This is a genomic window from Streptomyces roseoverticillatus, from assembly GCF_000719265.1.
GTDB lineage: Bacteria > Actinomycetota > Actinomycetes > Streptomycetales > Streptomycetaceae > Streptomyces > Streptomyces roseoverticillatus.
This window is the reverse complement of record NZ_JOFL01000013.1, coordinates 170,516-183,385: the sequence shown is the minus strand read 5'-3', so window position 1 is coordinate 183,385 and position 12,870 is coordinate 170,516. Positions and strand designations below refer to the sequence as shown.

General features: G+C 71.2%; 13 protein-coding genes. 4 read left to right on the top strand and 9 right to left on the bottom strand.

Going from position 1 to position 12,870, the window contains the following annotated elements; all coding sequences use genetic code 11:
• The first annotated feature begins 27 nt into the window (after positions 1–27).
• On the top strand, positions 28–1,329 hold the full coding sequence (cseC, locus tag IF61_RS0117845; protein ID WP_030367411.1) for a two-component system sensor histidine kinase CseC: 1,302 nt from the start codon (positions 28–30) through the stop codon (positions 1,327–1,329).
• A 27-nt stretch (positions 1,330–1,356) separates the two neighbouring features.
• On the opposite strand, the gene IF61_RS0117840 is transcribed toward cseC, so the two are convergent.
• Both IF61_RS0117840 and IF61_RS0117835 read right to left on the bottom strand, forming a co-directional pair.
• Positions 1,357–1,818 (bottom strand): VOC family protein, encoded by a 462-nt coding sequence (locus IF61_RS0117840; RefSeq protein WP_030367410.1) that lies wholly within the window; start codon positions 1,816–1,818, stop codon positions 1,357–1,359.
• A gap of 112 nt (positions 1,819–1,930) precedes the next feature.
• A complete protein-coding gene (locus IF61_RS0117835; RefSeq protein ID WP_030367409.1) occupies positions 1,931–2,665 on the bottom strand; it encodes a M23 family metallopeptidase in 735 nt (244 codons plus the stop codon).
• A gap of 359 nt (positions 2,666–3,024) precedes the next feature.
• Here IF61_RS0117835 and IF61_RS0117830 point away from each other — a divergent pair, with 359 nt between their 5' ends.
• On the top strand, positions 3,025–3,363 hold the full coding sequence (locus tag IF61_RS0117830; RefSeq protein WP_030367408.1) for a trypco2 family protein: 339 nt from the start codon (positions 3,025–3,027) through the stop codon (positions 3,361–3,363).
• 2 nt (positions 3,364–3,365) lie between these two features.
• Positions 3,366–5,696 carry a serine protease gene (locus IF61_RS0117825; RefSeq protein WP_107043060.1) on the top strand — a complete coding sequence of 777 codons (2,331 nt, stop codon included), beginning with the start codon at positions 3,366–3,368 and terminating at the stop codon, positions 5,694–5,696.
• Positions 5,697–5,772: 76 nt separating this feature from the next.
• On the opposite strand, the gene IF61_RS0117820 is transcribed toward IF61_RS0117825, so the two are convergent.
• Positions 5,773–8,298: an ATP-dependent Clp protease ATP-binding subunit gene (locus IF61_RS0117820; RefSeq protein ID WP_030367406.1), complete on the bottom strand. Its 2,526-nt coding sequence runs from the start codon at positions 8,296–8,298 to the stop codon at positions 5,773–5,775.
• Between the two features lie 499 nt (positions 8,299–8,797).
• Between IF61_RS0117820 and IF61_RS0117815 the strand changes: the two genes are divergently transcribed.
• The gene (locus IF61_RS0117815) at positions 8,798–9,424 is read left to right on the top strand and encodes an SCO3374 family protein (protein WP_030367405.1); all 627 of its coding nucleotides are present in this window, start codon (positions 8,798–8,800) and stop codon (positions 9,422–9,424) included.
• On the opposite strand, the gene IF61_RS0117810 is transcribed toward IF61_RS0117815, so the two are convergent.
• The 6 genes from IF61_RS0117810 to IF61_RS0117785 all read right to left on the bottom strand — a co-directional run bounded on the left by IF61_RS0117810 (position 9,355) and on the right by IF61_RS0117785 (position 12,784).
• Positions 9,355–9,696, bottom strand: coding sequence for a histone-like nucleoid-structuring protein Lsr2 (locus IF61_RS0117810; protein WP_030367404.1), 342 nt, complete (start codon positions 9,694–9,696; stop codon positions 9,355–9,357). The two genes, IF61_RS0117815 and IF61_RS0117810, sit on opposite strands and share 70 nt — an antisense overlap.
• Positions 9,697–9,856: 160 nt before the next feature.
• Positions 9,857–10,375 carry an amino-acid N-acetyltransferase gene (locus tag IF61_RS0117805; protein ID WP_052392782.1) on the bottom strand — a complete coding sequence of 173 codons (519 nt, stop codon included), beginning with the start codon at positions 10,373–10,375 and terminating at the stop codon, positions 9,857–9,859.
• A 9-nt stretch (positions 10,376–10,384) separates the two neighbouring features.
• Entirely contained in the window at positions 10,385–10,780 is a 396-nt protein-coding gene (locus tag IF61_RS0117800; RefSeq protein WP_078660296.1) for a BlaI/MecI/CopY family transcriptional regulator, read from the bottom strand.
• A 141-nt stretch (positions 10,781–10,921) separates the two neighbouring features.
• Positions 10,922–11,101: a hypothetical protein gene (locus IF61_RS0117795; protein WP_030367401.1), complete on the bottom strand. Its 180-nt coding sequence runs from the start codon at positions 11,099–11,101 to the stop codon at positions 10,922–10,924.
• A gap of 84 nt (positions 11,102–11,185) precedes the next feature.
• Entirely contained in the window at positions 11,186–11,905 is a 720-nt protein-coding gene (locus IF61_RS0117790) for a hypothetical protein (protein ID WP_030367400.1), read from the bottom strand.
• A gap of 237 nt (positions 11,906–12,142) precedes the next feature.
• Positions 12,143–12,784 (bottom strand): hypothetical protein, encoded by a 642-nt coding sequence (locus tag IF61_RS0117785; protein WP_157848620.1) that lies wholly within the window; start codon positions 12,782–12,784, stop codon positions 12,143–12,145.
• Between the last annotated feature and the right edge of the window lie 86 nt (positions 12,785–12,870).

Below are 12,870 nucleotides of genomic sequence, written 5' to 3'. Positions count from 1 at the left end.
GCCCGGGGTGACCGGGGTGACCGGCTCGTGGTGAAGCTCGCCCTCCGCTCGGGTCTGCGCTGGAAGGTCAGCCTCGCCATCGCGGGCGTCGGCGCGCTCGTCGCGGTGGCGCTCAGCCTCGTCGTGCACAACGCCGCCCGCCTGTCGATGCTCGACAACAGCCGCGACGTCATGGACGAGCGCGTGCAGATCGCCCAGCGGTACTACGAGAACACCGGCCGGCTGATGCTGCACGCCAAGATCGACGACCCCACGCTGCCCAAGCCGCTGCGCGACGCCGCCGCGATCGGCCAGCGCGCCACCTTCCTGCAGGACTCCGGCGGCGGGGACTCTCCCGAGGTCTGGGCCTCGGTGCCGGTCCGCAACGGCAAGATCCTCTCGATCCACACCCGGTTCAAGGACCGGTTCTCCATCATCGACGCCCTCGACAAGGCGCTGATCATCGGCTCGGTCTCCGTCGTCCTCGGCGGCTGCGCCCTCGGCATCCTCATCGGCGACCAGCTCTCCCGCCGGCTGCGCAAGGCCTCGGCGGCCGCCCGCAAGCTCGCCGACGGCGACTCGGAGGTACGGGTCCGCGAGGCCATCGGCGGCCGCGTGCGCGACGAGACCGACGACCTGGCCCGCGCCGTCGACGGCATGGCCGAGGCGCTCCAGCGCCGGCTGGAGGCCGAGCGGCGCGTCACCGCCGACATCGCCCACGAGCTGCGCACCCCCGTCACCGGGCTGCTCACCGCCGCCGAGCTGCTGCCGCCCGGCCGGCCCACCGAGCTCGTCCGCGACCGGGCGCAGGCCATGCGCACCCTCGTCGAGGACGTCCTGGAGGTGGCCCGGCTGGACGGCTTCGCCGAGCGCGCCGAGCTGCAGGAGCTCCTGCTGGGCGAGTTCGTCGAGCGCCGCGTCCGCGCGTTCGACCCCGAGGCCCGCGTACGGGTCGCCCGGGACGCCTACGTCTCCACCGATCCGCGCCGCCTGGAACGCATCATCGGCAACCTCCTGGCCAACGCCGCCAAGCACGGCAAGCCGCCGTTCGACGTGACCGTCGAGGGGCGCGTGCTGCGGGTGCGCGACCACGGGCCCGGCTTCCCCGAGGAGCTGCTGCAGGAGGGCCCGAGCCGGTTCCGCACGGGCAGCAAGGACCGCGCGGGCAAGGGCCACGGCCTGGGCCTGACCATCGCCGTCGGCCAGGCCCGCGTCCTGGGCGCGCGCCTGACCTTTCGCAACGCCGACCCGGAGGTCGAGGGCGGCACGGGGGCGATCGCGGTGCTGTGGCTGCCGGAGTCGGCGCCGACGAGCACGGGCACGTTCCCGGTCATCCAGGTGCAGGACTGAAGAGCGCGGGCCGCGGCCCGCCCGGGGTCACATCGGGTCGACGCACTCGTCCCAGGCCTTGTCCATGTCCAGCCGCTCGGTGCGCTGCGTCAGCGAGAACCAGTTGCCGGAGTCGTCGCGCAGGATCGCCTCCGTGCCGTAGGGCCGCTCCCGGGGCTCCTGCAGGAACTCCACGCCCTTGGCCTTGAGCGTCTCGTAGTCGCGGTGGATGTCGTCGGTGCGGAGCACTCCCGCGCCCAGCGCGCCCTTGGAGACCAGCTTCTTCATGGCCTCCGCCGACTCCGGGTCGAGCCCGGGCGGGCCGGGGACCATCAGCGTGAGCTCGACGTCCGGCTGGTCCTTCGCGCCGACCGTGAGCCAGCGCATTCCCTTGTCGCCGCCCATGGTCATATCGGTGCGGACTTCCATACCGAGCTTGTTCGTGTAGAAATCCCTCGCCCGGTCCTGATCGAGGACCCAGACGGTGGTGATGGCAATTCCCTTGATCATGACGCGCTCCGATCACCGGATTGTGCGCTGCATTACCACCGTAAAAGCCGGAGCCGGTGCACCGCGTGTCGCGGTGCACCGGCTCCGGGGCGGATCCGATTGATCAGACGGATCAGAGGGTCTCGCCGTGGGCCTTCAGGAAGCCGACCGGCTCGACGGCGGTGCCGTAGTTCGGGGTGGTGCGGATCTCGAAGTGCAGGTGGGGGCCGGACGAGTTGCCGGTGGAGCCCGACAGGCCGATGACCTGGCCGGTCGTGACGGTCTGGCCGACCGAGACCTTCACCTGCGAGAGGTGGGCGTACTGCGAGTACGTGTTGTCGGCGTGCTTGATCACGATGGCGTTGCCGTAGGCGGGGCCGTCGCCGCCGCCGTTCGGGCCGGCCTTGACGACGGTGCCGCCGTGGACGGACATGACCTGCGTGCCGGTGCCGACGACGAGGTCCTGGCCGCTGTGCTTGTGGGCCCACATGGCGCCGGCCTTACCGAACGGCTGGCCGATCTGGTAGCCGGCGACGGGGGCGACCCAGGCGTCGGCGCGCTTGCGCGAGGCCTCGGCCTGCTTGCGGGCGTCGTCGGCACGCTTGTCGGCGTCCCGCTTGGCCTGCTCGGCGGCCTGCTTCTCCTTCTCCGCCACCTTCAGCTGCGTCTCGGCCTGCTTGTTCAGCGCGTCCTGCAGCGTCGCGACGGACGCGAACGCCGGGAACTCGCTCACCGAGGCGGTGGTGTCGGCTGCGAGCGCGACCCCGGAACCCAGCGCGACCGAGGCTCCCAGGCCGGCCGCCACGACGGCGGCGCGGGTACGGAGAACGGTCTTGCTCGGGTTACGGAAAGCGGTGCGCTTCGACATACGGATAAACCTCCAGGCATAAACAGGTCCCGGCTGCGGACCGGGATCGCCCTACCTTGGTAACCCGCATTCGCCGGGCTGCCAAGGACGGCCTCTACTAACGAATGCCGTAGCGGAGGGAGGGAAATCGCACCCCTTCCGACCAGGGATTCCGAGGGATTCCGCCCGTTTTTCGGCGGTTACCAGGCGGGGGCCTTCTGCTATTTCCCTTAGTACGTGACCCACGTCCTATGGCGGGTGTCACCGCCGAAGGACATTCGGCCTCCCCGGTTCCGGGACCAAAGGCCCGGCCGCGGCGGTACGCTCCCCGTCGGCGGCCGCACACGGAGCGTGCGGCCCACAGGGGCTGGGGGCGGACGATGAGCAGCGGGTTCGAGGAGATCGAGCTGGCGGATGCCGTACAGGCGGTCCGGGAGGGCCTGACCTCGGCGGCGGCCCGGGGCACGGGCCAGGACCTGGCCTTCGAGGTGGGCGAGATCGCCATGGAGTTCACCGTCGAGATCCGCAAGGACGCCAAGGGCTCGGGCGGGGTGAAGGCCTGGGTGATCAGCGCGGACGCGGAGGCGTCCCGCGGCTCCACCCGTACGCACAAGGTCGCGTTCACCCTGACCCCGAAGGACACGCGCACGGGCGGCAGCTGGCGCGTGGGCAACCAGCGGCCGGGCGGGGTGTCGCGGTTCGGGCCCTCCGGGCAGTAGCGGTGGGCGGGGCGAGAGCGTCGCTGCCGTCCGTGGAGGACCGGCTGGTGGCCGTGCTGGGGGCGCGGCAGGGCAGCGGGGTGCTGCTGACGCCGGAGCTGGTGCTGACGAGCGCGCACCTGTTCCGGAAGGACGACGTGGTCGAGGTCACCGCACCGGACGGCGGCGGGCCCGTGCTCTGCGACATCGCCTGGTCGGGCGACCCGGAAACGTGCGACGTGGCGCTCCTCGTGGCCCGTGAGCCCGTGCTGCCCCTCGCACAGGTGCCGCCGCTGCGGTGGGGCAAGTGCGCCGGCTGGCAGCCGATGCCGCGCTGCCAGGTCCTGGGGTTCCCGAGGGTGCAGCGGTACGCGGGCGAGGAGCTGGAGGCCGTGCAGGTACCGGGCACGCTGATGCCCCTGGCCGGGCGGATGCGCGGCCGGTACGTGCTGCACGCGGACCACCACCCGCCGGCGCCCGTCCCGGACGGCTCGCCGTGGGCGGGCCTGTCCGGCGGGCCGGTGTTCGCGGGCCCGCTGCTGATCGGTATCGCGAGCGGGGACCCGATGGGCTGGCAGCACTCGTCCGTCGAGTCGGTGCCGCTGGCCGCGGTGATCGCCGACTCCGGCTTCATGACGGCCCTGCTGGACCACTGGCGGGACCTCCCGGCGTTCGAGGAGATCTCGTCCGCCTACCCCGAGGACCTGGCCTACGAGCCCGCCTACGCGAAGGCCGTCAAGGCCGCCTACAGCCGGCTGGAGATCTTCGGCCTGGACGAGCTCGGCCCGGGCGACTGGGATCTGGACACGGCCTACTTCAGCCTGGAGGCGCAGTCGCCGCGCCCCTCCGACCCGGATCCGTACGGTGTCCCGGACCCGCTAGGGACTCCGGAGCCACTGGGGGCACCGGAGCCGCTAGGGACCCCGGAGCCGCTGGGGGCCCCGCCTCCGGACGTCCCGGAGCCCCGGCGCATAGAGGACCTCCTCGGCTCCCGGCCGAGGACGGTCCTCCGGGGCGAGGCGGGCGCGGGCAAGACGACACTCGTGTGGTGGCTCGCCTCCCACACCGTGTGCCGCACCCTGCCCGAGCAGCTGGCCGAGCTCGACGGCCTCATCCCGTTCGTGGTCCCCATGCGCAGCCTGGCCGCCCGGGGCATCACCTCCCCCACCCCGTCCCAGCTCCCCAAGATCGCGCGGCTGCCGGTGGACCGGCCGCCCGACGGCTGGGCCGGGCGCGTGCTGGAGGCGGGGCGCGGGCTCCTCCTGGTCGACGGGATGGACGAGATCCCGCAGGCGGACCGCGAGCTGGCCCGCAAATGGCTCGCCGGGCTCCTGCGGATGTATCCGCGGACGCGCTGCCTGGTCACCGTGCGCCCGCTGGCCGTAGGCGGCGACTGGCTGGATCAGGAGGGGTTCGAGGAGCTGCGGCTGCTCCCCATGGGCGACGAGGACATCCGGTCGTTCGCCGCCGCGTGGCACCGGGCCGCACGGCTGGAATGCGACAGATATGCCGACGAGCACTGGGCGAAACGGCAGCGCGCCCGGCTCGACAAACTCGAACCCGAACTCGGCCATGAATTCGAACGCAATTCCGTATTACGTGACCTGGCGCGGACGCCGCTGCTCTGCGCGGTCATCTGCGCCCTGCACCGGCAGTGGAACGGTCTCCTTCCGAAGACCCGCTGGGACCTCTACAGCGCCGCGCTGAACCTGATGCTGGCCAGACGCGACGCGCACCGCCGCATTCTCAAGCCGGAGGGCATTGAACTCACGGCGGACGAGAGCCGGCAACTGCTGCAGAGAATCGCCGTCTGGCTGGTCCGCAACGGCCGCGCGGAACTCAGCCGGGAGCAGGCGGTCCGCCAGCTCGACCTGGCGTTGCGCGGGCTGCGCCGCGTAAGGGCCCAGGGCGCGACGCCCGTCGTGCTGACGTATCTGCTCAATCGCAGCGGCCTGCTCCAGGAGCAGGCCCCGGATTCGATCCAGTTCATCCACCGCACCTTCCAGGACTATCTGGCGGCGAAGGAGCTCCAGGAGAGCGACTGCCTGGACGAATTGCTGCTCCACGCGGCGGAGGAGCAGTGGCAGGACGTGCTGCGGCTGGCCGTCGGCCATTGCGGGCGCAGCGAGGAACGGCGTCTCATCGCCGGTCTGACGGCGGCGGCGGACGCGGCCCCGGACCGGGAGGCGGAGTGGCCCTTGCGGGCGCTGGCGGCCCACTGCGCGCTCAATGCGAAGTACATCGAGGACGACCAGTACCAGCAGGTGTGGGCGGGTCTGAAAAGGCTGCTGCCGGCCCGCGACCAGAGGGAGCTGCACTCCCTCGGCCAGGATGTGGTGGCGGCCATTCGCTGAAAACGCGGGCCGGCCCCGGAACCGTGGGGTTCCGGGGCCGGCCCGCTGTCGCGGAATGAGCGAAGGAGCGGAACGCTTACGTGTCCTTGGACAGGTTGGGACCTGCCCCGCCCGCGGCCTGCTCGATCGGCGGAGTGTCCGGCAGGGCCGACTTCTCCTCGCCGCGGAAGGTGAACTTCTTCTCCTCGCCCTCGCCGTCCGTGCCGACGACCACGATGTGGCCGGGGCGCAGCTCGCCGAAGAGGATCTTCTCGGAGAGGATGTCCTCGATCTCGCGCTGGATGGTGCGGCGCAGCGGACGGGCGCCCAGGATCGGGTCGTAGCCCTTCTTGGCCAGCAGCTGCTTGGCCTCCGCGCTGAGCTCGATGCCCATGTCGCGGTCCTTCAGCCGCTCGTCCACCTTGGCGACCATCAGGTCGACGATCTGGATGATGTCTTCCTGGGAGAGCTGGTGGAAGACCACCGTGTCGTCGACACGGTTGAGGAACTCGGGCCGGAAGTGCTGCTTGAGCTCTTCGTTGACCTTGGCCTTCATGCGCTCGTAGCCGGTCTTGACGTCGCCCTGGGCGGCGAAGCCCAGGTTGAAGCCCTTGGAGATGTCCCGGGTGCCGAGGTTGGTCGTCATGATGATGACGGTGTTCTTGAAGTCCACGACCCGGCCCTGGGAGTCGGTCAGGCGACCGTCCTCCAGGATCTGCAGGAGCGAGTTGAAGATGTCCGGGTGGGCCTTCTCGACCTCATCGAACAGGACCACCGAGAACGGCTTGCGGCGGACCTTCTCCGTCAGCTGGCCGCCCTCTTCGTAGCCCACGTAGCCGGGGGGCGAGCCGAAGAGGCGCGAGACGGTGTGCTTCTCGCTGAACTCCGACATGTCGAGGGAGATCAGGGCGTCCTCGTCGCCGAAGAGGAACTCGGCGAGCGTCTTGGACAGCTCGGTCTTACCGACACCGGAGGGGCCGGCGAAGATGAACGATCCACCGGGACGCTTGGGGTCCTTGAGGCCCGCACGGGTGCGCCGGATGGCCTGGGAGAGCGCCTTGATGGCGTCCTTCTGGCCGATGACGCGCTTGTGGAGCTCGTCCTCCATGCGCAGCAGGCGGGAGGACTCCTCCTCCGTCAGCTTGAAGACCGGGATGCCGGTGGCCGTGGCGAGGACCTCGGCGATCAGCTCGCCGTCGACCTCGGCGACGACGTCCATGTCGCCGGCCTTCCACTCCTTCTCGCGCTTGGCCTTCGCGGCGAGGAGCTGCTTCTCCTTGTCGCGCAGGGAGGCGGCCTTCTCGAAGTCCTGCGAGTCGATCGCGGACTCCTTCTCCCGGCGCACGTCGGCGATCTTCTCGTCGAACTCGCGGAGGTCCGGCGGCGCGGTCATCCGGCGGATGCGCATCCGGGAGCCGGCCTCGTCGATCAGGTCGATCGCCTTGTCCGGCAGGAAGCGGTCGGAGATGTAGCGGTCGGCGAGCGTGGCGGCCTGGACCAGCGCCTCGTCCGTGATGGAGACGCGGTGGTGGGCCTCGTAGCGGTCGCGCAGACCCTTGAGGATCTCGATGGTGTGCGGCAGCGACGGCTCGGCGACCTGGATGGGCTGGAAGCGGCGCTCCAGCGCGGCGTCCTTCTCCAGGTGCTTGCGGTACTCGTCGAGCGTGGTGGCACCGATGGTCTGCAGCTCACCGCGGGCCAGCATCGGCTTGAGGATGCTGGCGGCGTCGATCGCGCCCTCGGCGGCGCCCGCACCCACCAGGGTGTGGAGCTCGTCGATGAACAGGATGATGTCGCCGCGGGTGCGGATCTCCTTGAGGACCTTCTTCAGGCGCTCCTCGAAGTCACCGCGGTAGCGGGAGCCGGCGACCAGGGCGCCGAGGTCGAGGGTGTAGAGGTGCTTGTCCTTGAGGGTCTCGGGCACCTCGCCCTTGACGATGGCCTGGGCCAGGCCCTCGACGACGGCGGTCTTGCCGACGCCGGGCTCGCCGATGAGGACCGGGTTGTTCTTGGTGCGGCGGGACAGCACCTGCATGACCCGCTCGATCTCCTTCTCGCGCCCGATGACCGGGTCGAGCTTGGACTCACGAGCGGCCTGCGTCAGATTGCGGCCGAACTGGTCCAGGACGAGCGAGGTCGAGGGGGTGCCCTCGGCCGGGCCGCCGGCCGTGGCGGCTTCCTTGCCCTGGTAGCCCGAGAGCAGCTGGATGACCTGCTGACGGACCCGGTTGAGATCGGCGCCCAGCTTCACGAGGACCTGGGCGGCGACGCCCTCGCCCTCGCGGATCAGGCCGAGCAGGATGTGCTCGGTGCCGATGTAGTTGTGGCCGAGCTGAAGGGCCTCGCGGAGCGAGAGCTCCAGGACCTTCTTCGCACGGGGGGTGAAGGGGATGTGCCCGGACGGGGCCTGCTGGCCCTGGCCGATGATCTCCTCCACCTGCTGGCGGACCGCCTCGAGCGAAATCCCGAGGCTCTCCAGGGCCTTAGCGGCGACACCCTCACCCTCGTGGATCAGGCCCAGGAGGATGTGCTCGGTGCCGATGTAGTTGTGGTTGAGCATCCGGGCTTCTTCCTGAGCCAGGACGACAACCCGCCGCGCACGGTCGGTGAACCTCTCGAACATCGTTAATCGCTCCTCAGAGCGGTCAGGCAAGTAGGGGTCGGTCCCCTCCCTGTCCTTCCGCATGCTAGTCCCGCGGGACGGGACAGCTCATTCCAACTGCCGACATCCGTCCGGATCACCCCGCGTCGGCGGGGAAACCTGCTGCCGAACAGCCGACATCTCCTCCAACCCGATGGTGGGAGACGATGTTCCCGCAGGCCAGGCATATACGCTCGCCGTCACTACGCCGACGGCGAACGCGAGCCCGGCCCGACACGCCCGCCCATCGCCCGCCGCCACCCTCGGTGACGCGCTCCGCGCGGTGTCGCACCGCCTCTTCCCATGGGGAACCTCTTACCCGCAAGGATTGACAGTCCATGCGGCGCGGGCACCGTCCATCCGCTACGGGCGAACACCCTCGCACCGCCCGAAGCGCCTGTGCGCCCCCCAGCCCTTATACGGAGTGTGCCCAACTACCAACCCAGAGTAACCTCTTGGGTGTTTCGCAGTTGCACCGCATATGACCGTTGTCCACCCGTGCCCCGGGGGCCCCGCAGATCCATGGTGCCAGGCGCGGCGGTGGTACGAGCGCGCGCTCGGCTGGCCGACCTCCGGCGAGGCGCCCCTGGAGCTGCTGACCGGGGTCCGCTTCGACGCCCTGGGCCTGCCGCTGGACGCGGGGGCCGCGGTGCTGGGCCGCCCGGTGCGCACCGGCCCGGTCGTGTTCGACGCCCGGGCCCGGAGGCTGTGGTTCCTGCTCGCCGCGGGCAGCGCCGACGAGCTGCCGGAGCTGCTCGACTGGCTGGAGTGGGGCACGGTCGCCCTGGACCTGGCCGTCCTGGGGCCGGGCGGGCGGATCGCCGCGCCCGTGCCCGCCGGGCCGGAGCGGGCCGTGTGGGTACGGCCTCCCCGGCCGGGGAACCGCGGGGGCGGGGTCGAGCCGCCACTGCCGGTGACCGGCCTCGGGGGCGAGGGAGACGCCCCCGATCTCGCACGGCTGGTGGGCGCGGCGGCCACGGAGGCCCACCGGGCCCGGCTGCTGCGAGCCCTGGGGGCACGCCGCCGTCCGCCGGAAGGTCAGCCGTTGGCCTTCTCGTACGCCTCACGGATGTCGGCGGGCACGCGGCCGCGGTCGTTGACGTTGTAGCCGTTCTTCTTGGCCCAGGCGCGGATCTTCGCGGTGTCCGGGCTGCCGCCCGAGACCGCGGCCGTGCGGGTCTTGCCGCGGCCGCCGGCGGCACGGCCGCCGGTGCGGCGGGCGGACTTCACGTAGTCCGCGAGCGCCTGGCGGAGCTTGTCGGCGTTGGCCGTGGTGAGGTCGATCTCGTACGTCTTCCCGTCCAGGGCGAACGTCACGGTCTCGTCGGCCTCGCCACCGTCGAGGTCATCGACAAGAAGGACCTGAACCTTCTGCGCCACGGGGAATCCTTTCAGTGGAAAATGGGATTACGGAGGAATAGCAAACCGCCTTTCCCGGAAAAACACAAACCCCCCGGGAAGGTTCAGCCCGCCTTCCGCGTGGGAAGCATCCCTTCCGGAGCCATGTGATAGGGGCGCGATTCGGACATAGGGACCGCGATCACAGATGCAGAAGCATCCGGCTGTTGCCAAGGGTGTTCGGCTTCACCCGTTCGAGACCCAGGAACTCGGCGACGCCCTCGTCATAGGAACGCAGCAGCTCGCTGTAGACATCACCGTCCACGGGTGTCTCACCGATCTCCACGAAGCCGTGCTTCATGAAGAAGTCGACTTCGAAGGTGAGGCAGAAAATGCGCCGCACGCCGAGCCAGCGCGCCGTCTGCAGCAGCTTGTCCAGTACGGCGTGCCCGACCCCGCCGCCCTTGACGTCCGGGTCCACCGCGAGAGTGCGAACCTCCGCGAGGTCTTCCCACATCACGTGCAGGGCCCCGCAGCCGACGACGGCGCCGTCCTCGTCCCGCTCGGCCACCCAGAACTCCTGGATGTCCTCGTAAAGAGTGACGGTGGCTTTGCCGAGGAGGATGCCGTCACGAACGTACGTGTTGATGAGGCGGCGCAGCGCCGCCACATCGCTGGTCCGGGCACGGCGGACGGTGACGACTTTAGATAGCGCGGGCATGCCCGGACGCTATCGCCCCGGGGCGCCGCCGGCGTCGCCGGGCCCGTCGAGTTGCACGACCCGGATCGCGTCCCGCAGGGCTTCGCGTTGTTCGGCCGACATCATGCCGAAGAAGGCGACGAGAGCGGCCGCGGGGTTGTCGCTCACGGACCACGCTTCGTTCATCAGTGCGGCCGAGTAGGCGGCCCGGTTGGAGACCGCCTCATATCGATAGGCCCGGCCTTCCGCTTCCCGGCGCAGCCAGCCCTTCTGATACAGGTTGTCCATTACGGTCATGACCGTCGTGTAGGCGATGGACCGTTCCTGTTGAAGGTCTTCCAGCACTTCTCGAACAGTGACCGGCCGGTTCCAGTCCCACACGCGCGTCATGACGGCGTCTTCCAGATCACCCAGGCGTCTGACCACACGCGAATAATAGTGGGAGATGTCTGGAATGACGCTTTATCGGAGCGGCAAAGGGGCAGCAAAAAGGGCGCACGGCGGGAATTGCGGTCCCTTGCCGTACGCCCCGTGAGCACCGGCGCCCGCCCCGCGGGCGCGCCCGCGTCAGGCCGGGCTGCCCTTGCCGGTCTGCTGCGCGGCCTCGGCCCGGGCGAGCGCGGCGTCGACCGCGGCGTCCTCCTTGGCCTTGTTCGCGCCACCCTGGCTCTTGATGATCGTCACGACCAGGGCGGTGAAGGCGATCGCCATCACGACGGGCGGCACCAGTGCGGCGACATAGTCCATGGCCGTCGGCTCCTTCTGGATCTGGATCGGGATTGCACGGTTTGTCAGCGGCCCGTCCAGATTACGCGCGCCCCGGGCCGCCTTTCAGGCGGGTCTGGCATGCGGCGCCCCGGCGCTCGGGGGCGGAGCGGGCTTGCGGCGGGGCGGGAAGACCTCGCCGGGGGTGGGGACGGGCCGGTCCGGGCGCGGCGCGGACGGTTTGCCGGGCTCGCCGCCGGGCTTTCCCGCCGGTTTCTCGGCCGGTTTCTGCCCCGGCTTCTGCCCGGGGCGCGGCGCGGAGGCCCCGGCGGCGGGCGGGCGGCCGCCGGGCAGGGCGAGCAGCGGGGTGCGGCGCAGCCGGATGCGCGCCGCGGGCACCGCGCAGGCCGTGCGGTCGGCGGCACCGGGCCGCCCGGAGGCGAGCTCGCAGCGGCGCAGCAGGGCCCGGTAGGCGGCGCCGGCGGGCCCGGCGGTGGGGACGGCGGTCAGGGCGCGGAGCGCGTCGAGGTCCTCCGCGCGCGGCCGGTAGCCCGCCGCGAGGGCGTCCTGGAGGCGCTCGGCGTAGCCGGAGGCGGCGCCGGGGAGGGCGGCGCGGTAGCGGGCGAGGTCGGCGCGGAGGAAGGCGCGCAGCCGTCCGCTCTCCAGGACCGCCTCGTCCACGGCCTCGGCGAGCCGGAAGCAGTCGCGCACCTCCGCGGCGCGCTCGGGGCCGGGGCGCCCGGGGACGGCATGGGGATGGCGGGCGATGGCGAGGGCTCGGCGCAGCACGCGCAGTTCGTCCGCGCTGAACGCCATGCCGCCGCGGGATCCGTATGGCGTGGGCATGCGCCGACTTTAAGTGCTAAACGGACAATTTTCGCCTAGCGCCACCTTTTACGGCGTGGCATGTCTCTTGTGCGCGGGCCCGGACCGGGGCCGCAGCACGGTTCGGCACCGGCGGTCCGCGCCGTCGTGGTGCTGCGGCATTGCGCCGGAATACCGGAGTATCTGCCCGCCGCAGCGGCGAGAGGCCGGCGGAGTGCGCGACCACCGCATCCGGCGCGTTGCCGCGATCCGCCGGGGCTACCGCTTGCGGCGGCTCACGCCGAAGGCGATCGCGCCGGCCGAGACCGCGGTGCCGGACGTCGTGGCGAGCAGGAGCGTGCTGTTCGTGTGCGGCGAGGCGGGCCGCGGCGGCTCGGGCGTGCGGTCCACGACCTCGACGCGGATCGGCGCCGTGTCGTTGCCGGGGTCCGGGTCGGTGGACGGCTCCCCGTCGCGGGCGAGGATCCGGACCAGTCCCTCCGCTCCGTCGACCTTCCCGTCGATGCGGACCCGGAAGCTGAGCGTGTCCCGCTCGCCGGCGGAGAAGTTCTCCCCGATGGAGCAGATGTACGAGCCCGGCGCCGCATCCGGGCTCACCGCCGCCGCACAGGGCTGCCGGGCGCCGCTGTGCGGGGCCGCGACGATGGCCGTGCCCGGGGGCGGCGTCACCTCGTACGTGCCCGCGCCGTGCCCGGGCCGCCCGCCGGCCGGGCCGGGGCCGCCGTTCCTGACCCCCAGCTCGACCTCGACGGTCTCGCCGACCCGGCCCACGACCGGATGAGCGATGGCCTGATAGTCGGCGCGGGGGGCCTGGTCGGCCTGCGCCGGGGCGGCGCACAGACCCAGCCCGGCCGCCAGCGCCGCGGCGGGGACCGCCGCCCACCGCATTGTCCGCTTCATTCCCATACGCCTCACGCCCGTCGGATGCAGGATCAGGTTCCGCAGCTGACAGGACAGTTGAAAGGGACGGTTGGTTGCGTGCGTGC